This window comes from Diaphorobacter caeni, assembly GCF_015354245.1.
GTDB classification, from domain to species: domain Bacteria; phylum Pseudomonadota; class Gammaproteobacteria; order Burkholderiales; family Burkholderiaceae_C; genus Diaphorobacter_A; species Diaphorobacter_A caeni.
Map to the genome: position 1 here is coordinate 84,229 of NZ_JADKYZ010000006.1, position 25,512 is coordinate 109,740.

General features: G+C 64.1%; 23 protein-coding genes. 15 read left to right on the forward strand and 8 right to left on the reverse strand.

Features of this window, described 5'->3' with window-relative positions:
* Positions 1 to 91: 91 nt before the first annotated feature.
* Entirely contained in the window at positions 92 to 3,832 is a 3,741-nt protein-coding gene (putA, locus tag ISG32_RS15670; protein ID WP_194771971.1) for a trifunctional transcriptional regulator/proline dehydrogenase/L-glutamate gamma-semialdehyde dehydrogenase, read from the reverse strand.
* A 119-nt stretch (positions 3,833 to 3,951) separates the two neighbouring features.
* Here putA and ISG32_RS15675 point away from each other — a divergent pair, with 119 nt between their 5' ends.
* From ISG32_RS15675 to ISG32_RS15705, 7 genes are all read left to right on the forward strand, one after another.
* The gene (locus ISG32_RS15675) at positions 3,952 to 4,416 is read left to right on the forward strand and encodes an Lrp/AsnC ligand binding domain-containing protein (protein WP_194771972.1); all 465 of its coding nucleotides are present in this window, start codon (positions 3,952 to 3,954) and stop codon (positions 4,414 to 4,416) included.
* A gap of 104 nt (positions 4,417 to 4,520) precedes the next feature.
* Positions 4,521 to 4,856 (forward strand): hypothetical protein, encoded by a 336-nt coding sequence (locus tag ISG32_RS15680; RefSeq protein WP_194771973.1) that lies wholly within the window; start codon positions 4,521 to 4,523, stop codon positions 4,854 to 4,856.
* A gap of 238 nt (positions 4,857 to 5,094) precedes the next feature.
* Positions 5,095 to 5,457, forward strand: a complete 363-nt coding sequence (locus ISG32_RS15685; protein WP_194771974.1) for a hypothetical protein — start codon at positions 5,095 to 5,097, stop codon at positions 5,455 to 5,457.
* Positions 5,458 to 5,632: 175 nt separating this feature from the next.
* The gene (gene aroQ / locus ISG32_RS15690; protein ID WP_194771975.1) at positions 5,633 to 6,085 is read left to right on the forward strand and encodes a type II 3-dehydroquinate dehydratase; all 453 of its coding nucleotides are present in this window, start codon (positions 5,633 to 5,635) and stop codon (positions 6,083 to 6,085) included.
* A 5-nt stretch (positions 6,086 to 6,090) separates the two neighbouring features.
* Positions 6,091 to 6,972, forward strand: a complete 882-nt coding sequence (locus tag ISG32_RS15695) for an alpha/beta fold hydrolase (RefSeq protein ID WP_194772239.1) — start codon at positions 6,091 to 6,093, stop codon at positions 6,970 to 6,972.
* On the forward strand, positions 6,972 to 7,400 hold the full coding sequence (gene arfB, locus ISG32_RS15700) for an alternative ribosome rescue aminoacyl-tRNA hydrolase ArfB (protein WP_407645070.1): 429 nt from the start codon (positions 6,972 to 6,974) through the stop codon (positions 7,398 to 7,400). The genes ISG32_RS15695 and arfB overlap by 1 nt, the downstream gene beginning before the upstream one ends.
* 232 nt (positions 7,401 to 7,632) lie before the next feature.
* Positions 7,633 to 8,298 carry an alpha/beta hydrolase gene (locus ISG32_RS15705; RefSeq protein ID WP_194771976.1) on the forward strand — a complete coding sequence of 222 codons (666 nt, stop codon included), beginning with the start codon at positions 7,633 to 7,635 and terminating at the stop codon, positions 8,296 to 8,298.
* Positions 8,299 to 8,319: 21 nt separating this feature from the next.
* Here ISG32_RS15705 and ISG32_RS15710 read toward each other — a convergent pair whose 3' ends face one another.
* Positions 8,320 to 8,787 carry an Lrp/AsnC family transcriptional regulator gene (locus ISG32_RS15710; protein ID WP_194771977.1) on the reverse strand — a complete coding sequence of 156 codons (468 nt, stop codon included), beginning with the start codon at positions 8,785 to 8,787 and terminating at the stop codon, positions 8,320 to 8,322.
* A 102-nt stretch (positions 8,788 to 8,889) separates the two neighbouring features.
* On the opposite strand from ISG32_RS15710, the gene mdeB reads away from it, so the two are divergent.
* Positions 8,890 to 11,544 carry an alpha-ketoglutarate dehydrogenase gene (gene mdeB / locus ISG32_RS15715; protein WP_194771978.1) on the forward strand — a complete coding sequence of 885 codons (2,655 nt, stop codon included), beginning with the start codon at positions 8,890 to 8,892 and terminating at the stop codon, positions 11,542 to 11,544.
* Between the two features lie 4 nt (positions 11,545 to 11,548).
* On the opposite strand, the gene ISG32_RS15720 is transcribed toward mdeB, so the two are convergent.
* Complete coding sequence (locus tag ISG32_RS15720) at positions 11,549 to 12,481, reverse strand: LysR family transcriptional regulator (RefSeq protein ID WP_194771979.1); 933 nt, start codon at positions 12,479 to 12,481, stop codon at positions 11,549 to 11,551.
* 113 nt (positions 12,482 to 12,594) lie between these two features.
* Here ISG32_RS15720 and ISG32_RS15725 point away from each other — a divergent pair, with 113 nt between their 5' ends.
* Positions 12,595 to 13,590 carry a Bug family tripartite tricarboxylate transporter substrate binding protein gene (locus tag ISG32_RS15725; RefSeq protein ID WP_194771980.1) on the forward strand — a complete coding sequence of 332 codons (996 nt, stop codon included), beginning with the start codon at positions 12,595 to 12,597 and terminating at the stop codon, positions 13,588 to 13,590.
* 527 nt (positions 13,591 to 14,117) lie between these two features.
* Complete coding sequence (gene ggt / locus ISG32_RS15730) at positions 14,118 to 15,728, forward strand: gamma-glutamyltransferase (RefSeq protein ID WP_194771981.1); 1,611 nt, start codon at positions 14,118 to 14,120, stop codon at positions 15,726 to 15,728.
* A 176-nt stretch (positions 15,729 to 15,904) separates the two neighbouring features.
* Here ggt and ISG32_RS15735 read toward each other — a convergent pair whose 3' ends face one another.
* The 5 genes from ISG32_RS15735 to ISG32_RS15755 all read right to left on the reverse strand — a co-directional run bounded on the left by ISG32_RS15735 (position 15,905) and on the right by ISG32_RS15755 (position 19,590).
* Positions 15,905 to 16,750 carry a M90 family metallopeptidase gene (locus tag ISG32_RS15735; protein ID WP_194771982.1) on the reverse strand — a complete coding sequence of 282 codons (846 nt, stop codon included), beginning with the start codon at positions 16,748 to 16,750 and terminating at the stop codon, positions 15,905 to 15,907.
* 5 nt (positions 16,751 to 16,755) lie between these two features.
* Complete coding sequence (locus ISG32_RS15740; protein WP_194771983.1) at positions 16,756 to 17,550, reverse strand: UDP-2,3-diacylglucosamine diphosphatase; 795 nt, start codon at positions 17,548 to 17,550, stop codon at positions 16,756 to 16,758.
* A 223-nt stretch (positions 17,551 to 17,773) separates the two neighbouring features.
* Entirely contained in the window at positions 17,774 to 18,280 is a 507-nt protein-coding gene (locus tag ISG32_RS15745) for a peptidylprolyl isomerase (protein ID WP_194771984.1), read from the reverse strand.
* Positions 18,281 to 18,337: 57 nt separating this feature from the next.
* Entirely contained in the window at positions 18,338 to 18,922 is a 585-nt protein-coding gene (locus tag ISG32_RS15750; RefSeq protein ID WP_194771985.1) for a peptidylprolyl isomerase, read from the reverse strand.
* Between the two features lie 113 nt (positions 18,923 to 19,035).
* Positions 19,036 to 19,590, reverse strand: a complete 555-nt coding sequence (locus ISG32_RS15755; protein WP_194771986.1) for a tetratricopeptide repeat protein — start codon at positions 19,588 to 19,590, stop codon at positions 19,036 to 19,038.
* A gap of 194 nt (positions 19,591 to 19,784) precedes the next feature.
* Between ISG32_RS15755 and cysS the strand changes: the two genes are divergently transcribed.
* The 5 genes from cysS to ISG32_RS15780 all read left to right on the forward strand — a co-directional run bounded on the left by cysS (position 19,785) and on the right by ISG32_RS15780 (position 25,466).
* Entirely contained in the window at positions 19,785 to 21,170 is a 1,386-nt protein-coding gene (gene cysS / locus ISG32_RS15760) for a cysteine--tRNA ligase (protein ID WP_194771987.1), read from the forward strand.
* Between the two features lie 107 nt (positions 21,171 to 21,277).
* Entirely contained in the window at positions 21,278 to 21,940 is a 663-nt protein-coding gene (locus ISG32_RS15765) for a DNA-3-methyladenine glycosylase family protein (RefSeq protein ID WP_194771988.1), read from the forward strand.
* A 125-nt stretch (positions 21,941 to 22,065) separates the two neighbouring features.
* Complete coding sequence (locus ISG32_RS15770; protein ID WP_194771989.1) at positions 22,066 to 23,043, forward strand: acetyl-CoA carboxylase carboxyltransferase subunit alpha; 978 nt, start codon at positions 22,066 to 22,068, stop codon at positions 23,041 to 23,043.
* A 117-nt stretch (positions 23,044 to 23,160) separates the two neighbouring features.
* Positions 23,161 to 24,099, forward strand: coding sequence for a tRNA lysidine(34) synthetase TilS (tilS, locus tag ISG32_RS15775; RefSeq protein ID WP_194771990.1), 939 nt, complete (start codon positions 23,161 to 23,163; stop codon positions 24,097 to 24,099).
* A 104-nt stretch (positions 24,100 to 24,203) separates the two neighbouring features.
* Positions 24,204 to 25,466 (forward strand): aspartate kinase, encoded by a 1,263-nt coding sequence (locus ISG32_RS15780; RefSeq protein ID WP_194771991.1) that lies wholly within the window; start codon positions 24,204 to 24,206, stop codon positions 25,464 to 25,466.
* The last annotated feature ends 46 nt before the right edge of the window (positions 25,467 to 25,512 follow it).

A 25,512-nucleotide genomic window follows, 5' to 3' on the forward strand; every position in this document is an offset into this window, starting at 1 on the left:
CGGGTCAGGAAGGAACCGCCGAGCATATCGACTATGGGGTCTGCAAATGGTTCCTTGGGCGTTCTTCCTCGTTCTTTCGCTTCTTCCGCGTTCAGGCCAGCGTCATCAGGCTGGCGTTGCCGCCCGCTGCCGCCGTGTTGACGCTGAGCGCGCGCTCGAGCACGAGACGTTCAAGCGCCACGCGATCGTCGCCACTGACGTGGGTGACGCTGATGATCGCACCGGGTCGCTGCGCGATCTGCTCGCAGAGCTGCTGAAGCGAGGCTTCGTCGCCCGCGTGCAGCACCGCGTCGAAATGCACGCTGTCGCGGCTCCAGTCATTGGCGAGCACGACGCGCTGCTGCACGGCGGCGGGCAACTGCGCATGCAGGGCCTGTGCGCTGCTGGGCCAGAGCGCGCGCGATCCGACGGCGAGCACGGCGCTCAACTGCACGAGCAGAGCATCGTCGTCGCCCGCGATGCAGAGCACCTGCTCGCGCGGCAGCACGCGGTATTCGTTGCGCTCGCCGGTAGGGCTTGGCAGCGTACAGAGCATGCCCGCGCAGGCCGATTCGGCATGGGCTGCGCAGGCGGTGCGCACGCGCTCGCGTTGGTTCTGCGCGGCCCAGTCGCTCAGCGCCTGCAACGGCGCCTGGAGGGCGCGTTGCGCGCTGAGGTCCGGCACCTTGGCGGCCGTGCGGGCGAGGGCGGTGCGTGCGGCGCTCGCGGGGTGGCGCGTCATCAATCGCAGCATGTAGAGCGGTCCGCCCGCCTTGGGGCCCGTGCCAGAGAGGCCTTCACCGCCGAACGGCTGCACTCCCACGACCGCGCCGACGATGTTGCGGTTCACATAGAGATTGCCGGCTTGGGCGCGCTCGATGACCTTGTTCACCGTCTCGTCGATGCGCGTGTGCAGGCCCTGCGTGAGGCCGTAGCCGGTGCCGTTGATCTGGTCGAGCAGCTGGTCGAGGTTCTCGCGCTCGTAGCGCACGAGATGCAGCACCGGACCGAACACTTCGCGGCCCAGATCGGCGATGCTGTTCAGGGTGATGAGCGTCGGCTTCACGAAGCTGCCGTTCGCGATCTCGTCCATTGGCACCGGAGGCTGGAAGATCGCATGGCCCTTGGCGCGCATGGCGTCGATGTGCGCCTCGATGGTGGCGCGCGCCTCTTCGTCGATCACCGGACCCATGTCCACCGCGAGGCGCGTGGTGTCCCCCACATGCAGCTCCTGCATCGCGCCGCGCAGCATGGTGCTCACGCGCTCGGCCACGTCGGACTGCACGCAGAGCACGCGCAGCGCGGAGCAGCGCTGGCCCGCGCTGTCGAACGCGGACGACACGACATCGACGACCACCTGCTCTACGAGCGCGGACGAGTCGACGATCAGCGCGTTCTGCCCGCCGGTCTCGGCGATCAGCGGGATTGGTTGGCCGTGGGCGTCGAAGCGCCTCGCGAGATTGCGCTGCAGAATGCGCGCGACCTCGGTGGAGCCGGTGAACATCACACCCATCACGCGGGCATCTCCGACCAGCGCGGCGCCCACGGTCTCGCCGCGACCCGGCAGCAGCTGCATCACGGCCTCGGGCACGCCGGCGCGGTGCAGCAGGCGCACGGCCTGCGCGGCGATCAGCGGGGTCTGTTCCGCAGGCTTGGCGAGCACGGTGTTGCCCGCGGCCAGCGCGGCGGACACCTGGCCCATGAAGATGGCAAGCGGAAAATTCCAGGGGCTGATGCAGGTGACCGGGCCGAGCGGCGCGTAGCTTGCGGCGTCGCTTTGCAGCAGCTCGGCCTGTGCGGCGTAGTAGCGCAGAAAGTCCACGGCCTCGCGCACTTCGGCGACGGCGTTGGCGGCGGTCTTGCCAGCTTCGCGCATCGTCAGGGCAACGAGCGGAAGCAGTTCTGCCTCGAGCAGATCGGCCGTCGTGCACAGCAGTGCGGCGCGCTCGGCGGGTGCTGTTGCCGCCCACGTGCTCTGGGCGGCCTGCGCGGCGGTGAGCGCGGCGTCCACATCGGCTTCTGTCGCTTCCTGCACCTGACCGACGAGCTCGCGGCGATCGGCGGGATTGGTGACGTCGGCGACCGTTCCCTGACTGCGATGGCCTGCGATCAGCGGCTCGGCACGCTGAGGCTGGGCGGCGCTGGCGCGCAGCGCGGCGTCGATGTCCGAGAGCGTGGATTCGCTGGCCAGATCGAGACCGGCGGAGTTGACGCGTTCACCGCCGTAGAGCGCGGGCGGCAGCGGAATGCGCGGATGGGGCAGGGCGACACGGCCTTCCTTCTTCGTGTCGGCATCGACCGTGTCCACGGGGTTCTCGATCAGCGATTCGAGCGGCAGGTTGTTGTCGGCCACGCGGTTCACGAACGAGGTGTTGGCGCCGTTCTCGAGCAGACGGCGCACGAGGTAGGCGAGCAGCGTCTCATGCGTGCCGACGGGCGCGTAGACCCGGCAGGGGCGGCCGAGCTTGCCTTTCTGGCTGCCGACGACCTGCTCGTAGAGCGGCTCGCCCATGCCGTGCAGACACTGGAATTCGTATTGGCCCGGTGCATAGGTCGCGGGATCGGCCAGCGTGTAGAGAGTGGCCAGGGTCTGCGCGTTGTGCGTGGCGAACTGCGGATAGATCGCGTCGGGCGCGGCGAGCAGCTTGCGCGCGCAGGCGATGTAGGACACGTCGGTGTGCGACTTGCGCGTGTAGACCGGATAGTCGGCGAGGCCGTCGACCTGCGCGCGCTTGATCTCGCTGTCCCAGTAGGCGCCCTTGACCAGCCGCACCATCAGGCGGTGATGGGTGCGGCGCGCGAGATCGATCACGAAGTCGATGACGAAGGGGCAGCGCTTCTGGTACGCCTGGATCACGAAGCCTATGCCCTTGAAGCCTTTCAGCGATGGCTCGTGGCACAGGCGCTCGAGCAGGTCGAGCGAGATTTCGAGGCGGTCGGCCTCCTCGGCGTCGATGTTCAGGCCGATGTCGTGCTGGCGAGCGAGGTTGGCGAGCTTGAGCACGCGCGGGTACAGCTCGTCCATCACGCGCTGGTGCTGGGCGCGGCTGTAGCGCGGGTGCAGCGCGCTGAGCTTGATCGAGATGCCCGGGCCTTCATACACGCCGCGACCGTTGGACGCCTTGCCGATGGCGTTGATCGCGTCCACATAGGACTGCATGTAGCGCTCGGCATCGTCGGCGGTGAGCGCGGCCTCGCCGAGCATGTCGTAGGAGTAGCGAAAGCCCTCGGCCTCGAGCGGCGCGGCGTGCTTGAGTGCCTCGGCGATGGTCTCGCCGGTCACGAACTGCTCGCCCATCATGCGCATCGCCATGTCCACACCCTTGCGGATCAGCGGCTCGCCGCCGCGCGCGGTGATGCGGCGCAGGGCGTCCTTGAGTCCGCCTTCGCTGTGGGTCGCCACCAGCTTGCCGGTGATGAGCAGGCCCCAGGTCGCTGCGTTCACGAACAGCGAGGGGCTCTTGCCCAGATGGCGGTCCCAGTCGCCGTTGCTGATCTTGTCGCGGATCAGCGCGTCGCGCGTGGCCGCGTCGGGAATGCGCAGCAGCGCCTCGGCCAGACACATCAGCGCCACGCCTTCCTGTGACGACAGCGCGAATTCCTGCAGCAGCCCCTGCACGATGCCCGCGCGTCCCTGGTCGGACTTGCGCTCGCGCAGATTGCGCGCCAACTGCAGCGCGAGGTCGTGCACCGCGCCCTGCCGGTCGGCAGGCACGCGCGCCATGGCGAGCAGCGGAGCGATGGCTTCGGGCTCGGCGATGCGGCAGGCGGCGGTGATGGCCTGACGCAGGGCGTTGTCTTGCTGGGCGCGGGGAGCGAAGGCCGGGTGTGCGGCAGCGGAGGCAGTGTTCATGGTGTGCGATGAGTGGCTGAATTTCAGTATGTGGCGATCATCTCGGTTTTGCGACAGAATTAATGTTCGAAATAGGCCTGTGATTGGCGAATCATTCAATTCAAAATAGGTGTTTTGTAGTGGAAATAGACAGGATTGACAGAAAGATATTGAATATCCTCCAGCGAGATGGCCGCATCGCCAACCTGAAGCTCGCCGAAGAGGTGACGCTGTCGCCCACGGCGGTGCTGGCGCGGGTGCAGCGGCTCACGCGGGACGGCTACATCCTTGGCTACGAGGCGCGGCTCAATCCGCTGCTGCTGGGCGCGGGCATGCTGGTGTTCGTCGAGGTGCTGCTCGACCGGACGACGCCCCATGTGTTCGAGCAGTTCAACGCGGCGGTGCAGACACGTTCGGAAATCATGGAGTGCCACATGGTCGCTGGCGGTTTTGATTACCTGCTCAAGACCCGGCAGGCCGACATGGAGGCCTATCGCCGCTTTGCGGGCGAGGTGCTCTGGCAACTCCCCGGCGTGCGCGAGACGCGGACCTATGCGGTCATGGAGGAGGTGAAGAACTCGACCCATTTGCATGTGGGCATATGAGCGGGTCGATTTAGTTGAAATCCGCTATGGCTTTTGCGGCCCAAGTAGCAATAATGGAGCGCATGACGGCACACCGATGCCGCTTTGTTGGAAGGGAGAGCGATATGACGACGTCTTCGATTTCACGTGCTGGCGGCCTGTTCGCAGCGGCCATGCTCTGCGCCTTGTCCGTGTCTCAGGCACAGGCGGCGTGCTATGAACTTTATAGTTCGAAGAATGAGCTGCTCTATCGCTCCACGCGTTCTCCTGTGGATCTGTCGCGGCCGCTGCACCAGACCGTGCCTGCCGTCGCGCCCGGCGCCAAGCTGGTCTTCACGCCCAGCAGTCAAGGCTGCGAGATCGACTTCAACAAGCTGCAACCGCAGGCCATCGTCGAGATCGAGGGCGATGGCTTTCGCACCATGAGCCCGCGCACCCCGCGTGGTGGCGGTCGTGGCTGAACGACATAGTCGTCGGGTTTTGTAACTTCTGAACGACACGGCGGGCGGGTTTTCAGGGCTATTGCAAACGGATACATCCTGACCGCTGCGGTTCCTGCAACTTTCAGACACAACAAATGTCAAAGATCATGACATCCTGAATGGCATGTCGCGCGTTAAGGAGTCAGTACCCCAACGCCGAAGTCGGTGAGCGCCAGTGAAATCCTTCCGCTCTCACCCTTGTTCCAAGGAGAATCTCATGATCCAACGTCGCTCTCTTTATGCTCTGGTTGCCAGCGCAGGCGTCGCTCTGGCAATGTTGACGGCCGCCGGCACCGCTCAGGCGCACGGTGGCGTGTCGTGGTCGGTAGGTGTCGGGTTGCCCGGCGTCGCGGTGGGCGTGGCCTCGCCTCAGCCCTATTACTATGGCCCGCCTCCGGCCTACTATGCGCCCCAGCCCGTCTATGTTCCGCCGCCACCTCCGGTGTATTACCGTCCTGCGCGACCGGTTTATTACGCCCCGCCGGTCGTGGTGGCACCTCCTGCCGTTTATTACGGCGGCGGGTATCGGGGTGGTCACCGCGACCGCCACCACCATCATCGTGATCGCAACTGGCGCTGATGTTCGGCGCTGACATGCGAAGCTGAAATCGGCGCTTTGCGTCCCAACGGCCCCTCGGGGCCGTTTTGCGTTGTGGGAGAACGATAATCTCAGCTGACAGGCCGCGCTCGGTGAAAGAGTGAATGCACTCGAACGTGCAGGCGCGGCGAACCCATTCCGGAAACAGAAGAACACCATGACCCAAAGCGTCTTTGTCCTCAACGGCCCCAACCTCAACCTGCTCGGCACGCGCGAACCGGCGGTCTACGGATCGCAGACGCTGGCCGATGTCGAGCAGATCTGCGCGGCAGCCTGCCAGCGCCACGGTCTTGAACTGGTGTTTCGCCAGAGCAATCACGAGGGCGAGCTGGTCGACTGGATCCACGAGGCGGGCCGCCTGCATGCCGAGGGCAAGCTGCGTGGCCTGGTGCTCAACGCCGCGGCCTACACCCACACCAGCGTGGCGCTGCTCGATGCGGTGAAGGGCACGGGCGTGCCGATGATCGAACTGCACATCAGCAACGTGCATGCGCGCGAGGCCTTCCGTCACCATTCCTATCTCTCCGCCGCCGCCAAGGCGGTGATGTGCGGCTTCGGCGTGGCGGGCTATGGCCTTGCGATCGACGCGATGGCCGGATGGAAGGCGTGAGCGCGATGAAGGAGGAAGTGCTCGCGCAATTGCCTCTGCCCGCAACGGCAGGTCCGCTTGAGGCGTCGGCCACGGTGCACCGCACCGCCAGCGCCAATGGCGACATCGTCTGGCATGTCTGGGGCGAGCTCGCTGCGGGCGACCTGCCGCTGGTGCTGTTCCATGGCGGCAGCGGCAGCTGGATGCACTGGATCCGCAACATCGCCGATCTGGTTGCCGCGGGCCGTCAGGTCTGGGCGGTCGATCTGCCGGGCTTTGGCGACTCCGCAGCGCCCGAAGTGGGCAGCGACGCCGACGCCATCATCGAGCCGCTGTGCGAGAGCATGCGCGAGCTGTTCGGACTTCAGCAGTGCGATCTGGTCGGTTTCTCGTTCGGCGGGATGACGGCGGGCATGCTGCTCGCCGCGCATCCCGAGCTTGCGCGCCAGCTGGTGCTGGTGGGTGCGCCCGCGATGGGCGTGGTGCCCAAGCGGCAGTTTGAGCTCAAGGCCTGGCGCCACCTGCCGCCCGAAAAGCAGCTCGACGTGCACCGTTTCAATCTGGGCGCGCTGATGCTGTCGGACCATTCGCTGATCGAGGGCGAGGCCCTTCAGGTGCATGTGGCGAACGTGGTGCGCGACCGCATGCAGCGTCGCCGCCTCGCGCACACCGACATCCTTGCGCGTTCGCTGCCGCAAGTGATGTGCCCGGTGCACGCCATCTACGGCGCGCAGGATGCGCTCTACAAGGAGTGGATCACGGCGCTGGAGCAGGCCTACGCCGCGACGGCCCCAGACTTTCGCGGCTTTGCCCTGGTGCCCGATTGCGGACACTGGGTGCAGTTCGAGCGCCCGAAGGCCTTTCTTGACGCCTTGCTCGCGGCCTTGAAGGACGGCGAGAGGGCGTGATGAACGGGATGGGCACGATGGGCATGACGCCGCAGGTCGACGAACGCGAAGTGGAGTTCCGCTTCATCCGTGCGCAGGGCGCGGGCGGGCAGAACGTCAACAAGGTATCGAGCGCGGTGCACCTGCGCTTTGACGTGTCCGCATCGTCGCTGCCCGACGAGATCAAGCAGCGCCTGCTCGCGCTCAGCGACCAGCGCCTCACGCAGGATGGCGTCATCGTCATCAAGGCCCAGCAGCACCGCACGCAGGAAGCCAACCGCCTCGACGGCCTGCAGCGTCTGCAGGAAATCATCGACGGCGTGGCCGTCGTGCGCCGCGCCCGCCGCGCGACCAAGCCGACCTGGGGCTCGCAGCAGCGCAGGCTGCAGAGCAAGACGCAGCGCTCGGGCGTGAAGGCGCAGCGCGGGCGGGTGCGTGACGGGTTCTGAGAGCGTGTGGACGATCTCCACACGGCCTTGCAGGCGCGGCAGCCCATCCCGATCCGCATCCTGCAAGCCTCGCGCTGAGATCGTCAACACGCTCTGAGTGGCTCGCTTTTCCATGATCACGCCACAGGAATCCACTGAGGGAACTCTGGCCCGTTGTTCACAATCCATGGACAGAAGCGCTTTTTCATCGTTTTTTCACGTTCAACGGCAGGCCTTGACGGCCGCGAAATTCATGCTTGATATTCCCTTGAGTTTTCTTCACCGGCCCGCGTCCGGTTCCGTGGCCGAGCCTTGGCTGCTGGTGCTGATGCACGGCGTCGGCAGCAACGAGCAGGATCTGTTCGGGCTCGCGCCGTACGTGCCCGAGACCTTCCATGTGCTGAGTCTGCGTGCTCCCTACCGCATGGGGCCGAATGCCAATGCGTGGTTTGATTTCTCGGTGAACCCCGATGGGTCGCGCACCATCAACCATCCGCAGGAGGCCGCCAGCCGCAGCCTGCTGATCCAGACGCTGGAGCCCAGCGCGAGGCAGTTGGGCGTGCCAGCGTCGCGCGTGATCGTCGGCGGGTTCAGCCAAGGCGGCATCATGGCGCTGTCGGTGCTGCTCACACGCCCTGAGCTGGTGGCGGGCGCGATGGCGCTGCACAGCCGCATGCTGCCCGAGATCGCCACGCAGATGGCGCCCGCTGCGGCGTTCGAGGGCAAGCATCTCTGGGTGAGCCAGGGGCTGCAGGACACCGTGATTCCCATCGCGCATGGCGAGTTCATCCGTCAGCAGGTCAGCGCGCTGCCGTTGTCGCTCACCTACCGCGAGTTCGAAGGCGCGCACGAGTTGCGCATGGCCGAGCTGTCGGCGTTTTCCGGGTGGCTGGAGCAGCGCGCCGCGGTGGCCGCCTGAACTCAGCGGCGTGCGCTGATTTCAGCGTGTCGGCAGCGGCAGCGCCGTCTTGTAGCGCACTTGCTTGAGCGCGAAGCTCGAGCGGATCTTCTCGATTCCGGCAATCGGCGTGAGCTGCTCGACGATGAAGCGTTCCAGCGCGGCGATGTCGGGCAGGGCCACGCGGATGAGGTAGTCGGAGTCGCCGCTCATCAGGTAGCACTCCATCACCTCGTCGTGTTCGGCGATGCGCCGCTCGAAGTCGGCGAGCGCCTCCTTGTTCTGGGACTTGAGGCTGATGCTGATGAACACGTTCAGGCCCAGACCGAGCGTGGCCGCGCTCACCAGCGCCACATAGCGCTCGATCACGCCCTCGGCTTCGAGCGTCTTCACGCGCGCAAGACAGGGCGAGGGGGAGAGGTGCACGCGGCGCGCCAGCTCCACGTTGGAGAGCGAGCCATCGGCCTGCAGCTCGGCGAGAATCCGTAAATCGGTGGTGTCCAGCTTCATGTGCTTCACAAATTGCCAATCTCGGCATATTGTGCTGAAAAATAGGCTGGCTGCGACGCAAACGGCATCACATTCTTCGCGACTTTTCATAGAGTCTCGGAGATGAATGCTGCGTTGCCCCTCTCATCCCTGACACTTGGCTCCTCCACCATGGACGCGAATCCCGACGAAACCACCGAATGGCGCGAAGCCTTTCTGGCGCTGGTCGCCACCGAAGGTCCGGAGCGTGCGCGCTTTGTGCTCGACGAACTCGCGCGCATGGCGCGTGCGCAGCGCATCGGCTGGCAGCCGGATCTGAACACGCCCTATGTGAACACCGTGAGCGTCGAGTCGCAGCCGGTGTTCCCTGGCGATCTGGCGGTCGAGGAAAAGCTCGCCTCCATCATGCGCTGGAACGCGCTGGCGATGGTGGTGCGCGCCAACAAGGCCTATGGCGAACTGGGTGGGCACATTGCAAGCTACGCGAGCGCGGCCGATCTGTTCGAGATCGGCTTCAACCATTTTTTCCACGCGCGCGACGATGCGCGGAACCATCGCGGGGATCTGGTGTTCTTCCAGCCGCACAGCGCGCCCGGCGTCTATGCGCGGGCGTTTCTGGAAGGTCATCTCAGCGAGGCCGATCTCGCGCACTACCGTCAGGAAATCGTCGCGCCCGGGGAGCGCGCGCAGGGGCTGTCGAGCTATCCGCATCCGTGGCTGATGCCGGACTTCTGGCAGTTCCCCACGGGTTCGATGGGCATCGGTCCGATCAGCAGCATCTACCACGCGCGCTTCATGCGTTATCTCACCCACCGCAATCTGCTGGATTGCGCGGGGCGCAAGGTCTGGGGCGTGTTCGGCGATGGCGAGATGGACGAGCCGGAAAGCATGAGCGCGCTGACGCTGGCCGCGCGCGAAGGGCTCGACAATCTGGTGTGGGTGGTCAACTGCAATCTGCAGCGCCTTGACGGACCGGTGCGCGGCAATGGCCGCGTGATCGACGAGCTCGAGCGGCTGTTCGCAGGAGCGGGCTGGAACGTGGTCAAGCTGCTGTGGGGCAGCGACTGGGATGGGCTGTTCGCGCGTGATGTGACAGGAACGCTGGCGCGCACGCTCGGCAACACCGTCGATGGACAGATGCAGACCTTCGCCGCCAAGGATGGGCGCTACAACCGCGACCATTTTTTCGGCCAGAGCCCGGAGCTCATCGCGCTCGCGCAGGGCATGACGGACGAGCAGATCGATCGCTTGAAGCGCGGCGGGCACGACCTCGTGAAGATCCATGCCGCCTATGCCGCAGCGGCAAAGGCCACGGGCAAGCCCACCGTGATTCTGGCGCACACCAAAAAGGGCTACGGCATGGGGACGGCGGGGCAGGGCAAGATGACCACGCACAGCCAGAAGAAGCTCGAGGAGACCGATCTGATCGAGTTCCGCAACCGCTTCAATCTGCCGCTTACCGACGAGCAGGCGACCAGTCTCGAATTCTTCAAACCGGCCGAAGACAGTGCGGAAATGCGCTATCTGCGCGACAAGCGCACCCGCCTCGGTGGCTATCTGCCGCGCCGCCAGACCGCCTGCGAAACGGTTGCCGTGCCGCCGATGGCGCAATATGCGCAGTTCGCACTCGAGGCGCAAGGCAAGGAAATGAGCACCACCATGGCCTTTGTGCGCATGCTGGGCACGCTGCTCAAGGACGGCCAGCTCGGCAAGCGCATCGTGCCCATCGTGGCGGACGAGGCGCGCACTTTCGGCATGGCCAATCTGTTCAAGCAGGTTGGAATCTATTCGAGCGTAGGCCAGCAATATGCGCCCGAAGACATCGGCTCGGTGCTGAGTTATCGCGAAGCGCTCGACGGCCAGATTCTCGAGGAAGGCATCAGCGAGGCAGGTGCCATCGCGAGCTGGACGGCCGCGGCTACCAGCTACAGCGTGCACGGCATGGCGATGCTGCCGTTCTACATCTATTACTCGATGTTCGGCTTTCAGCGCGTGGGTGACGCGATCTGGGCGGCTGCGGACCAGCGTGCACGCGGCTTTCTGCTGGGCGCGACGTCGGGGCGCACCACGCTGGGCGGCGAAGGCCTGCAGCATCAGGACGGCAGCAGCCACCTTGTCGCCGCGACGATTCCCAACTGCAAGGCCTACGATCCGGCCTATGCGGGTGAGCTCGCGGTGATTCTGGACGCCGGCATGCGCGAGATGATGGTCGAGCAGAAGGATGTTTTCTACTACGTCACCCTGATGAACGAGAACTACGCGCAGCCTGATCTGCCGCAGGGCGTGGAGCAGGGCGTGCTGCGCGGGGGCTATGTGCTCGAGCGCATTGGCAACTCGTCGGCGCCGCAGAACCGACGCGCGACGCTGCTTGGCTCGGGCGCAATCTTCACCGAGGTGCGCAAGGCCGCCGCTGCGCTGGCCGCGCGTGGCTGGCAGGTGGATGTGGTGAGCGTCACCAGCTGGAGCGAGCTGGCGCGCGATGGTCAGGCCTGTGAGCAGCGGATGCTGCGCGGCGAGGCGGGTGGTGAATCGGGCCGTGAGCAGCCATGGATCGCGCAACTGCTCGCCCGCACCGACGGGCCGGTGATCGCGGCGACCGACTATGTGCGCGCCGTCCCCGAATCCGTGCGCGCCTACGCGCCCAGCGGTCGTGTCTACCTCACGCTTGGCACCGACGGCTTTGGCCGCAGCGACACGCGTGCGGCGCTGCGTTCGTTCTTCGGCGTGGACGCCGAGAGCATCGTGCGCGCGGCGGAGGCCACGTCGCAGCGCGGCTGACGATTCAGCGGGGAATCGATGCCGTGAGGTGTTCGACGAACAGGCGCACGGCCTCGGAGTTGTTGTCGCGGTTCCAGACGACGCCCACGGGGCCGAAGCGGATCGTCATGTCGAGCGGCAGGATCTTCATGTTGCCAAGCGCAGCCTGGTATTGCGCCATGGCCTCGGAGCACACGCCGATGTAGTCGCCCGTGTGCACCAGCGCCTGCAGTGTGGTGATGGCGGCGGTTTCCACCTTGGGCAGTAGCCATGAGAAGCCGTTGTCGAGCAGCGCGGTGTCGAGCTGCGTGCGCATCAGCGTGCCCTTGGGCGGCATGATCCAGTTGTCATGCTGCAGTTCGGCAAGGTGCACGGGTTTCTCGTCGCTGTTCCAGAAACGGCTGGCTTTTCCAACGACCAGACAGACGTTGTCTTCAAACAGCTCACGGTGCTCCAACTGGTCCCGATAGGCCCGTGAATCCAGCGATCCGACGACCACGTCGAGCTCCTTGTTGGCCAGTCCCTCGAGCAGATTGGTGAATGGGCTTTCCGTCACGTAGACGGAAATGTGCGGATAACGCGCCTGAAATTGCGCGAGCGCCTGCGGCACGACGCGTGCCACGCCTGCCCAGACGCTGCCGATCTGCAGCCGTGCAGTGAGGCCCTGGGCCACCGCGCCCAGCTCCTTGTGGGTGCGGGAGATGTCTCCCAGCACGCTGATCGCAAGGCGCTTGACCAGCACGCCGGCGGGCGTGAGCTGCACGCGTCGTCCCCGCGTGACCAGTTGCATGCCGACCAGTTCCTCCAGATCGGCCAGCCAGTGCGACATGGCTGACTGGGTCATGTGCATGCGGGAGGCCGCCTCGGTGAGTGTTCCGGCCTCGTCGAGGACCAGAAAGGATTCGAGGTGCTTGACCTTGAGGCGGCGGGCCCAGGCCATCTGGTCTTTTTCAATCATGAGTAAATACTAATACATGTATCTTGTGAATTCACTGGTGTAACGGCGATGTCACGCAAATAATGCGGTTTTCCAGCACGACGCTGCTGATTGACCTAACAGGATTCGTGAGTATGAAGAAACATTTCTGCATCGCCAAAATCGTGGCGTCGGTATGGACCGTGGGGCTGCTTGCGCAGACCCCCGTGATGGCGCAGGACGCAGCGTCCGGTTACCCGAACCGTCCCGTTCGCCTGATCGTCTCGCAGCAGGCGGGCGGCAGCTCCGACACCGTGGCTCGCCTGTGGGCCGAGCACGCGGGCAAGGCGATCGGCGGCAGCATCGTCGTGGAGAACAAGCCCGGCGCGGGCGGCATCATCGCGGCGCAGCAGGCGCTCAGCCAGCCAGCGGACGGCTACACGCTGATGTTCGGCGGCGTCTCGCAGATGGTGCTCAACAAGTTCACCTACAAGCCGCTGCCCTACGATCCCGAAAAGGACTTCACCGGCGTGGGTATGCTGACCACCGTGCCGTTTGTGCTCGTGGTCAATCCGGAGACGGGTTTCAAGTCGCTCGATGATCTGGTGAAGTACGCCAAGGCCCATCCGGACAAGCTGAACTTTGCTTCTGCAGGTCTGGGCAACTCGACCCAGCTCGCGGTCGAACTGCTGCAGAAGAAGCTCGGCGTATCGATGGTGCACGTTCCCTTCAAGGGCGAGCCTGACGGCGTGATGGCCACCATCGGCGGCCAGACCCAGGTGATGGCGCCCGTCGTGGGCACGGCGCTCCCGCACATCAAGGCCAAGAAGGTGGTGCCGCTTGTCGTGCTCGCTCCCAAGCGTCTGGCCGAGTTGCCGGACGTGCCGGCGGCCAATGAGCTGGGGGTGAAGGATTTTGATTACATGGGATGGAGCGGCATCGTCACCAAGGCGGGTACGCCGGCTGCCATCGTCAACAAGCTGAACGAGGCCACCAAGGCGTTCCATAACAGTCCTGAGGTGCAGGAGAAGCTTCGCGCCATGATGGTGATCCCCATGGCGGGGGCGGCTTCGCAGGTGATGGAAGTGACCAAGCGGGATACGGCAGCTTGGGGGCCTACTTTGAATTCTTTGAATTTGAGTAGCAAGTGAGTTTTTTGTTGGTTGGCTTTTGATGTTGTGGTTGGTTGAGGGCGGGGGCCGGGAGTTCCGCCCGGCGGCGGAGTCACTTTTTGCTCGGCGCGCAAAAAGTAACCAAAAACGCGCTTTCAATACCTCCGGCGGAACTCGCGGCGTTCCTTCGTCACTCTGCTCGGACAACCGCCGGAAATCAGACCTGAAGAGGTGTGTTCGGCACTTTGCTTCGCTCGTGCTGCATCTCGCGACTCGCGAGATGCTGAACACGCAAGAGTGAGTCGGTATTGGATTCAAACCACTGGCTATGCAGAGCAGGGGCGTTTGAATCATTGACCACAATGACGAGATAGGCCCTCAGGCGCGACGCCAAGCCGCAGACAGTACTCTCGTACGGCAAGGCTTGGCAACAAAGCATGAGGGCCTATATCGTCACCCCAATACGAAGACTCTCAAATCAACCAAAAAACAAAATCCGTCACGAAAGCAAATTCACCAAAGAAGCAAGAGAGAACGAAATGAGCCCGATAACGAAAAAGCAGGCTATGGTTTCTTGTGCTCAGCCGGAGGCGGCGGAGTCGGGGATCGAGATTTTGAACGCAGGGGGCAACGCCGTGGACGCGGCGGTGGCTTGCGCGCTGGCGCAGACCGTGGTCGATCCGCTGATGTGCGGCATCGCTGGCTTCGGTACGGCGGCGGTCTACATGCCGGGCAAGTCGGTCCATGAATACTTCGACTTCCACTCGCCCGCGCCGCTGGCTGCGCGCGAGGACATGTGGGAGGCATTGCTGGAAGGTGAAACCAAAGACGGGTTTGGTTTCATTCTGAAGGGTGCAGTGAACGACATCGGACCGCAGTCGATCGGCGTGCCGGCCACGCTCAAGGGGCTGTTCGAGATGCATGCGGCGCATGGCCGTTTGCCTTGGAGCGCCGTCGTCGAGCCCGCCATCCGCTGGGCACGCGAAGGGTGCATCGTGCGACCTGGGATGTATTCGTTCTGGATCGACAAGCCGCTCGCGGGGCGGGTGAGCAATCTGGCGCGGCTGCAGTATTGCGAAGAGGCGCGCCGGCTGTATTGCAGCGAGGACGGGTCGCCCAAGCTGATAGGCACGAAGCTGGTCAACGAAGACATGGCGAATGTGCTCTCGCAGATCGCTGCGGAAGGTATCGCGCCGTTTTATGAAGGCGATCTGGCGCGCTCGATGATTGAGCATCTGCAGTCGCTTGGCGGGCTGCTGTCGATGGACGATCTGAGGCAGTGCGCGGTCAAGCGGGTGAAGCCGCTGGTGGGCAAGTACCGCGATCGCACGATCACGACGAACCAGCCACCGGGCGGTGGCGCGATGCTGCTGGAGATGCTGAACATTCTCGAGCAGTTCGACCTGGGCGCGATGGAGCATGGCAGCGTCGACTATCTCAAGCTCGTGAGCGAGGCGATGAAAAAGGCCACGTCCGACAAGGACCGCTACATCGGTGATCCTGCGTTCGTCGATGTGCCGCTGGACGTGCTGCTGTCCAAGGAGCGCGCGGCGGAGATCGCGGCGGAGATTCGCTCAGGCAAGCGGTTTGAGGTGACTCGGGTGAATCCGGGCGCGCCGGTGCCCAAGGACACGACGCATCTGAGTGTGGTCGATGGCGATGGCAACTGCGTGTCGCTCACCCATTCGCTGGCGATGCCCTCGGGCATCATCACGCCGGGCATGGGCTTTTACTACAACGGCTGCATGGGGGTGTTCGATCCGCGTCCGGGACGTGCGGGCAGCATTCAGCCGGGCAAGAGCCGGTTTTCGTCGGCTTGCCCGACCATCGTTTTCGACAAGGACAGCAAGCCCGAGATCGTGCTCGGCGCACCGGGGGGCACGCAGATCGCGATGGGGGTGCTGCATGTGCTGCTCAACATGATCGACCACGGCATGGGCATGCAGGAGGCGATTTCCGCACCGCGTTTCTCGTCGACCAGCAATTCCATCGACGTGTGCAACCGCATTCCGCATTTCATTACGCGCGAGTTGCAGGCGCAAGGTTACGAGGTGGGTCGCAACCCGTACAACTACACCATCGGCTGGGTGCACGGCGTGCAGATCACCGCTGGCGGGCTGCGCGGCGGTGCCGATCCGGGGCGCGATGGCGTGGCGCTCGGCACGTGGGTGGGGTAAGTAGACCCCCTGTGGCGCTTCGCGCTTTCCTCCGCTTTCGAGGCGCGTTGCGTTTCGGGCGGGGGCGCAGCCAGCGCGGCGGGGCGGCCCTTGCGCGGCTGCTCTTGCTTGGGCCGCGTCAGTTGGATGCGCTTCGGGAAGTGTTTGGCGTCATCGCATGACGGACCTCGTGTCCGTCACGCTGCTGCGTTCGGGCGTTTGAAGAATGCGTCGAGCAGCGGTGTGAGCGTTGGAAACTCCTGCGCGAATCGGCTGCGGTGCACGAAATAGGCCTCGCAGGCCACGGCGAAGAACTCCTCGGGCGCGGTGGCTCCGTAGCTGTTGAGCCAGGGGCGCTCGCCGCCGAATCGCTGGGCGATGATGACCTTTTCGCGGAAGCCCTCGTAGGCGCTGTTCCATGAATCGGCCCAGAGCCTGCGTGCTTCGGCGGCGGTGCTGGTTCCCGCGAAGCCGAGCTGCAATGGCGGGCGGCCGTTGACCGCGCCGTCCTTCATGTCGATCTTGTGGATGAACTCATGGATCACCACGCTGCTCGCATCCTCGGGGTCGTGCCCGGCGCTCTCGACGGCGGGCCAGGCCAGCATGACGGGGCCGCGCTCCATGGCCTCGCCCAGCAGCACCTGTTTGTAGTGGTGGGTGACGCCCGCCGCGTCGGTGCTCTGCCGCGGCGCAACGGCTTCCGCGGGATGCACGACGATGCCGATGAAATCGTCATACCAATCCAGCGCCTTGGCCGCATCGCCCCAGTGCAGCAGCGGCAGGCAGGCCTGCGCGGCGATGGCGAGCGCCATGGCGTCGGTCACCTCCATGCCGTGCGCGCCGGTGAATTCCTTTTGCTGCAGGAAGAGGGCGCTCAGGGCGCGCAGCTTGGATTGGTCCTCGATGGGCAGCGCCGCGAGAAACGGATATTGCCGCACGGTCTGCAGCCACAGCTCGGCCGGGATCTCCGGAACGGGCGCAATCTTGGAGAGCAGGCCGTTGGTGGCGCGGCGCAGGAATCGGGTGATGGCGGTGGGCGGCATTCGCCCTACATGGGGGCGAGGGGCACGCGTTCCAAGCCCTCGCTCGAAAGTCGCATGACTTCGGCGCGAGGCGGCGAGGCGGCGAGATCCCAATCGGAGAGAACGACGCGTCTGGCCTGCGTGCCGTCTTCGCCGCGCAGCACATGCTCCGCAGGCCGGTGCGTGTGGCCGTGGATCAACGTGCGGCTGCCGGCTGCGGCCAGCCATTGCAAGGCCATGGCGGTGTCCACATCACCGTAGAAGGCCTCGGGCGAGTGCTTGCGCGCCTCGCTCTGCGCGCGTGCGCTCTTGCCTTGGGCGCGGCGCGCGGCCAGCGGCAGGGACAGCAGCTGCGCTTGCCACTGAGGATTGCGGGCCACGGCCCGAAACTTCTGGTACTCGACGTCATCAAGACACAGCGCGTCGCCATGGCTCAACAGCCAGCGATCGCCTGCGAAGTCCAGCACGGTGGGATCCTGAAGCAGCCGCACGCCGGTGCTCCCCGCAAAATGTGGCCCGACCAGAAAGTCGCGATTGCCATGCATGAAGAACAGCGGCCGTTCCTTGGCTGCCTGCGCGATCGCCGCACAGCACTCGGCCTCGAAGCTGCCCGCTTCGTCGAGGCTGTCGTCGCCCACCCAGACCTCGAACAGATCGCCCAGCATGAAGACCGCATCTGCCGTGGAGTCCCGCAGATAGCGCCCGAACGCCGCCACCGTGGCGGGCTCCTCGCGCTGCAGATGCAGATCGGAAATGAATTCCACGACGCGCCAGTCCGCAGGAGCGACAAGTTCCGAAATGGCGGGCGGCTGCAAGGTCATGTAGGAAAAATGAAAAGCGAGTGCGGTATTGAAACAGCGGGCCACCGCAAAGCCCATGGTGCTTGAATCAGCACCCCAATGACAAAATGGCCCTTCAGGCTAGGCGTCGCTTTCGCTGACAGTACTCTCGTACGGCAAGAAAGCGCAACAACGCATGAAGGGCCATTTTGGCACCTCCAAAGGAGGCACCATCGAAGCCGAAAGGCTTCGTAAAACCAAAAAATTACAGAACGACAGCCTTCTCGATGACCACGTCATCCTTTGGCACGTCGTCGTGGAAGCCCTTGCGGCCGGTCTTCACACCCTTGATCGCGTCAACGATCTCGGTCCCCTTGATCACCTTGCCGAACACGGCATAACCCCAGCCCTGTGCGGTGGGAGCGGTGTGGTTCAGGAAGCCGTTGTCGGCGACGTTGATGAAGAACTGGGCGGTGGCGGAGTGCGGATCGCTCGTGCGGGCCATGGCCAGCGTGTACTTGTCGTTCTTGAGGCCGTTGTTGGCTTCGTTCTCGATCGGCTTGTCGGTCGACTTCTGCTGCATGCCGGGCTCGAAGCCGCCGCCCTGCACCATGAAGCCGTTGATCACGCGGTGGAACACGGTGCCGTCGTAGAAGCCCTTCTTCACGTAGTTCACGAAGTTCTCAGCCGACTTGGGCGCCTTTTCAGCGTCCAGTTCGATGGTGATGGTGCCGTGACCGGCGATGGTCATTTCAACTTGTGGGTTGCTCATGATGTGAAATTCTTTCGAAGAGGGTTGCAGGGATGCTCTGGAGCAAAGAACGCGAGCTTACTTCACCAGAGTGGCGGATTCGATCACCACGGGTGTTGTGGGCACATTCTGGTGTCCGCCCTTGTTGCCGGTGGCCACGGCCTTGATCTTGTCGACCACTTCGGTGCCGCTCACGACCTTGCCGAACACCGTGTAGCCGTAGCCGTCGGGGTTGGGGGCGTTGAGGCTGTCGTTGTTCTTCACGTTGATGAAGAACTGCGAGGTGGCCGAGTTCGGGTTGCCGGTGCGCGCCATGGCGATGGTGTATTTGTCGTTCTTGAGGCCGTTGCTGGCTTCCAGCGGAACGGGGGGCTTGGTGGCCTTCTGCTGCATGTCTGCGGTGAAGCCGCCGCCCTGGATCATGAAGCCGTCCATCACGCGGTGAAAGATCGTGCCGTCGTAGTGCTTGTCCTTCACGTACATGAGGAAGTTGTCCACGGTCTTGGGGGCCTTGGCGGGCTCGAGCTGCACGACGATCTCGCCCATCGAGGTGGTGAGCTTGACCTTGGGCGCTGCGTCTTGAGCGAGGGCGGGAGCGGAGCCGATCAGTGCGGCAGCGGCAAGGCCTGCAATGCTCAGCAGGGAGTTGCGACGGGAGAACATGGATTCACTCCTTGAGATGGAAAGGGAAGGTGGTGATCGGTGCCGGAGATCGCGGCCTGGACGACGTGGGCCGGTCCCACATGCCGCGAGCAGCTTGAATGAAGAAGGAAGGCCTACTTTTTGCCGGTGTTTGCACGGCCATCGAACAACTGGCGCAGCAGCGTGAGCTTGGGGGCCACGGAGGGCGTCATGCGGCCATCGAGGCGCTGGGCCTTGTCGTACGACTCGGCGGCCAGACGGGCGTAGATGTCGCCCAGATTCTCGTAGGCGACGGCGTAGTTGGGGTTGCCGCGCACGGCCATTTCAAGCGCGCGGCGGGCTTTCTCAAGCTCGTTCTGCTTGGCGTGCAGCACGGCGAGGTTGTTGTAGGGCTCGGGCAGCTCGGGATAGAGCTGGGTGAGGTTGGTGAAGGTCTCGATGGCTTCGCTGGTCTTGCCAAGATCGGTCTGCGCGACGCCGCGCAGGAACAGCAGTTGCGGATCGCGTGGCGTGGTTTCGATGCGCTTGTCCACGGCCGTGAGTGCCTGTTCGGGCTTCTTTTGCTTGAGCAGCGTGGTGATGGCCGAGTAGTCTTCCGCGTGCGCCCACGACGCACCGACGACGCCAATGGCGCAGGCCACGATGGCCGCGCGCAGAAGGGAAAAGGCAGTGGAGCGTGCTGAGTTCATGGGTTCGGGAAAGACTGAGGAGACCCGCGAGAATACGGCGCGGGCTTATACTGCGACGAATTGTAGCTGAGGGGTGTGCCATGCCTGTGTGCTGTTGTCACTGCTTATATCGCGGGCGTTTCCAGAGCGCCGTACCCTGCTGAAGCCTGCCGCCGGTGCAGGTGAAGCTGCATCCAGACTTACTTTTTGATCCCATGAGCTTGCGAATCTACAACACGCTGTCGCGTGCGCTGGAGGAGTTTTCCCCGTTGGAACCCGGTCATGTGCGCATGTATGTGTGCGGCATGACGGTGTACGACCTCTGCCACCTGGGCCACGCCCGCTCGATGGTGGCGTTCGACATCGTGCAGCGCTGGCTGCGCGCGAGCGGCCTCGGCGTGACCTATGTGCGCAACATCACCGACATCGATGACAAGATCATCCGGCGCGCGCTGGAGAATGGCGAGGCGATCCGCAGCCTGACCGATCGCATGATTGATGCGCTGCATCAGGACGCCGACGCGCTCGGCATCGAACGCCCGACGCACGAGCCGCGCGCGACCGACTATGTTCCGCAGATGCTGGACATCATTGGCAAGCTCGAGGGCAAGGGGCTTGCCTATCGCACCGAGAGCGGTGACGTGAACTACGCCGTGCGCAAGTTCCCCGGCTACGGCAAGCTCTCGGGCAAATCGCTGGACGAGCTGCATGCGGGCGAGCGCGTGGCCGTGCTCGACGGCAAGGAAGATCCGCTGGACTTCGTGCTCTGGAAGAGCGCCAAGCCGACCGAGCCTGACGACGCCAAGTGGAACGGCACCTACGGCCTAGGCCGCCCCGGCTGGCACATCGAGTGCTCGGCCATGGGTTGCGCGCTGCTGGGCGAGACCTTCGACATCCATGCCGGCGGTGCCGACCTGCAGTTCCCGCACCACGAAAACGAGATCGCGCAGAGCGAGGGTGCCCACGGCAAGCCGCTTGCGAAGGTGTGGATGCACAACGGCTTCATCAACGTGGACAACGAGAAGATGTCCAAGTCGCTGGGCAACTTCTTCACGATCCGCGATGTGCTCAAGGAATACGACGCGGAGACCGTGCGTTTCTTCGTCGTGCGCGCCCATTACCGCAGCCCGCTGAATTACAGCGACGTGCATCTGGATGATGCACGCAACGCGCTCAAGCGCCTCTACACCGCGCTGAGCCTGGTGCCAGCCGCCGATGTTGAGGTGGACTGGAACGATGCCTACGCTGCGCGATTCCGTGCGGCGATGGACGAGGACTTCGGCACGCCCGAAGCCATCGCCGTGCTGTTCGATCTGGCGGGTGAGGTCAATCGAGGCAAGTCGCCCGAGGCGGCCGGCCTGCTGCGGGCGCTGGGTGGTTTTCTCGGCCTGCTGCAGGACGATCCACAGCGTTTTCTGCAGGCGGGTGCGGGTGCATCGGGTCTGGATGCCGCGGCCATCGCGGTGCAGATCGAGGCGCGCGCCGCTGCCAAGGCCGCCAAGAACTGGGGCGAGGCCGATCGGATCCGCAAGGAACTGCTGGAGCAGGGCGTCGTCCTCAAGGACTCGGCGACCGGCACGACCTGGGAGGCCGCTCAGTGATCGATCTGTCCGGCAAATGGAAGTTGAACCGGGGCGGGTGCGCGATGCCCGCCCGTGAGTGTCCGGTCTTGCTTCCGCAACCGAACCTGGTGCGGGAGTATTGAGTCATGGCGACGATCAAGAAAACGGGCGACGACAGTGCGCCGAATCTGCAGCCGCCCAGTTACTGGCAGGAGGCCTGCAAGCATCTGATGAAGAAGGATCGCGTGATGCGCCGCCTGATTCCGGAGCTCGGCAATGTCTCGCTGACGCTGCGCGGTGACGCGTTCACGACGCTTGCGCGCAGCATCGTCGGCCAGCAGGTGGCGGTGGCGTCGGCGCAGCGGGTCTGGGAGAAATTCGCGTTGCTGCCCACCGAGATGACGCCCGGCAACGTGCTGCGTCTCAAGGTGGACGACATGCGCGCTGCAGGTCTTTCCGCGCGCAAGGTGGAATACCTTGTCGACCTCGCGCTGCATTTCGACAGCGGCCGCCTGCATGTGGGCGAGTGGGACGGCATGACCGATGAAGCCATCGTCGATGAGCTGGTCGCCATCCGAGGCATCAGCCGCTGGACTGCGGACATGTTTCTTTTGTTTCATCTGGGCCGTCCGAACGTGATGCCGCTCGATGACCCTACACTTCTGCAAGGTATCAGCAACCAGTATTTCTCGGGGGAGCCGGTCAGCCGCAGCGATGCCCGCGAGGTCGCCGAGGCGTGGAAGCCGTGGTGCAGTGTTGCAAGTTGGTATATTTGGAGATCGCTTGCTCCGATGCCTGTGCAGTGCTGATCGTCCAAAAACCGAACATCGATCATTGATGCAAACAGTTGCAAATTTCGCGCAGACGCGCCTTAATCGCGTGCGCGCCGAGAAATCGGGCAATTGGGGCAGACAAGCGCCCAAGGAGAATTACGTTGGCTAAAAAAACATTTCTGGACTTCGAGCAACCCATCGCGGAGCTGGAGTCCAAGATCGACGAGTTGCGCTATGTTCAGAACGAAAGCGCAGTGGACATCTCCGAAGAGATCGACCAGCTCAGCAAGAAGAGCCATCAGCTCACCAAGGATATCTACAGTGACCTGACCCCGTGGCAGATCACCAAGATCGCGCGCCATCCCGAGCGCCCCTACACCATGGACTACGTGCGCGAGATCTTCACCGATTTCGTCGAGCTGCACGGTGACCGCCACTTCGCGGACGACCTGTCCATCGTCGGCGGTCTGGCCCGCTTCAACGGACATCCCTGCATGGTGCTGGGCCAGCAAAAGGGCCGCGACACCAAGGAGCGCGCTGCGCGCAACTTCGGCATGAGCCGTCCCGAGGGTTATCGCAAGGCGCTGCGCCTGATGAAGACCGCCGAGAAGTTCAAGCTGCCGGTGTTCACCTTCGTGGACACGCCCGGTGCGTATCCCGGCATCGACGCGGAAGAGCGCGGCCAGTCCGAAGCCATCGGCCGCAACATCTTCGAGATGGCGCAACTGGAAGTGCCCATCATCACCACCGTGATCGGTGAGGGCGGCTCCGGTGGCGCGCTGGCCATTGCCGTGGCCGACCAGGTCATCATGCTGCAGTACTCGGTCTATTCGGTGATCAGCCCGGAAGGCTGCGCGTCGATTCTCTGGAAGACCAGCGACAAGGCGCAGGACGCGGCCGATGCCATGGGCATCACCGCCCACCGCCTGAAGGCGCTGGGTCTGGTCGACAAGATCGTCAACGAGCCCGTGGGTGGTGCGCACCGCGACCACAAGCAGATGGCCTCGTTCCTCAAGCGCGCGCTCGGCGACGCCTACCGCCAGCTCTCCGACCTCAAGACCAAGGAACTGCTCGATCGTCGCTACGAACGTGTGCAGAGCTATGGCCGTTTCAACGACACCAAGGCGGAAAACGCCTGATCGTTCACCGGTTCGGGCCACCAAGCGCCCGACACCATGCACGGCGGCCCTTCGGGGCCGTTGGCGTTTTCGGGAGAGGGTTGGTGCTAACCTTGTCCTCGCACTGCCAAGCAAACCATGAGCCTCACTTTCGAAACCGCCCTCCAGTCGTTCCGGCCGCAATTGCCCTTGGCTGTGGCGCTGAGCGGTGGTGCGGATTCGACCGCCTTGCTGATCGCCTGCGCGGCGCACTGGCCGGGGCAGGTGTGGGCGTTTCATGTCCATCATGGTCTGCAGACGGCGGCCGACGGCTTCGAGGCGCATTGCAGGGCGTTGTGCGAACGGCTTGCCGTGCCCATCCAGGTGCGGCATGTCGATGCCAGGCACGCGAGCGGGCAGAGCCCCGAGGATGCAGCGCGTCAGGCGCGATACGCTGCGCTGGAGGACATGCTCGGCGAGGCGCGTGATGTCCGCGCCATCGCGCTTGCTCAGCATGCGGACGATCAGATCGAAACCATCATGCTTGCGCTGTCGCGCGGCGCGGGGGTCGCGGGCATCGCCGCCATGCCGATGCAATGGGCGCGGGCGGGGGTGGACTGGCATCGACCGCTCCTGCGAACCGGGGGCGAGGACATCCGCCGCTGGCTGAAAGAGCGGGACGCCGAATGGGTGGAAGACCCTACAAACGCGGATGAACGCTACACCCGCAACCGCATCAGAAGGCATGTGTTGCCCACGCTCGAGAGCGTGTTTCCGCAGTTTCGCGACACCTTCGCGCGCAGCGCCGAGCATGCCGCGCAGGCGGCAGAACTGCTGCAGGAATTGGCCGATCAGGATCTGCTGAATGTCGGCAATCCCCCGTCCATCAAGGCTTTGCGGGCCTTGAGCCGCGCGCGGCAGGCGAACGTTCTGCGCCATTGGCTGCGTGTTGCACACGCCACCACGCCGAGCGCGGCGCAGCTTGGCGCGCTGCTCGATCAGGTCGCCGCATGCACCACGCGCGGGCATCGGATTCACCTCAAAGTCGGGCGCGGATTCATCGAACGAAACGACGGCCTGCTCGATTGGTACAATTGACAGGTTTTGGATTCAACTTTTTTGTACGAAACGTCGGCGCGCCAAAACAGCCTTCAGTCCATTTGCGCCGTGATTGAAAAAAGTTTCGTCACCCCGAAAATTCCATGGCACTGATCGTTCATAAATACGGCGGCACATCGATGGGCTCTCCCGAGCGCATCAAGAACGTCGCCAAGCGCGTGGCCAAATGGGCGCGGGCAGGCCACCAGATGGTGGTGGTGCCCAGCGCCATGAGTGGTGAAACCAACCGCCTGCTGGGCCTGGCCAAAGAGCTGGCTCCCTCGCGCGTTTCCACGGCCTATCACCGAGAACTCGACATGCTGGCCGCCACTGGCGAACAGGCTTCGTCCGCGCTGGTGGCCATCGCCATGCAGGCCGAAGGTCTGGAGTCGGTGAGCTACGCCGGCTGGCAGGTGCCGGTGCGCACCGACAGCTCCTTCACCAAGGCCCGCATCGAGTCCATCGACGACAAGCGCGTGCGCGCCGACCTGGACGCCGGCAAGGTCGTGATCGTCACCGGATTCCAGGGCATCGACCCGGACGGCAACATCACCACTCTCGGCCGTGGCGGCTCGGACACCTCCGCAGTGGCGATCGCCGCAGCGATGAAGGCGGCCGAATGCCTGATCTACACCGACGTGGACGGCGTGTACACGACCGACCCGCGCGTGGTCCCCGAAGCCAAGCGCCTCACGACGCTGAGCTTCGAAGAAATGCTGGAAATGGCGAGCCTCGGCAGCAAGGTGCTGCAGATCCGCTCGGTCGAATTCGCAGGCAAGTACAAGGTGCCGCTGCGCGTGCTCTCCAGCTTCACGCCCGTGGACATCGACGTCAACGAAGAGGCCGTATCCGGCACGCTGATCACTTTTGAGGAAGACGAAAAAATGGAAAAAGCTGTCGTTTCCGGCATCGCTTTCACCCGCGACGAAGCCAAGATTTCCGTGCTCGGCGTGCCCGACACCCCCGGCATCGCCTACCAGATTCTGGGCGAAGTGGCAGAAGCCAACATCGACGTGGACGTGATCATCCAGAACCTGAGCAAGGACGGCAAGACCGACTTCAGCTTCACGGTGAACCGCAACGACTACCAGCGCACCATCGACCTGCTCAAGGACAAAGTGCTGCCCAAGCTCGGCGCCCAGGAAGTCGTCGGCGACACCAAGATCGCCAAGGTCTCCATCGTCGGCATCGGCATGCGCAGCCACGTTGGCGTCGCCAGCAAGATGTTCCGCGCGCTGAGCGAAGAGGGCATCAACATCAAGATGATCTCCACCTCGGAAATCAAGACCTCGGTCGTGATCGACGAAAAATACGTCGAACTCGCCGTGCGTGCCCTACACAAGGCATTCGAGCTGGATCAAGCGTAAGCAGGTTCAAAAAAACGGCTGAGTTCCCAAAACTCCGTTTGGAGTG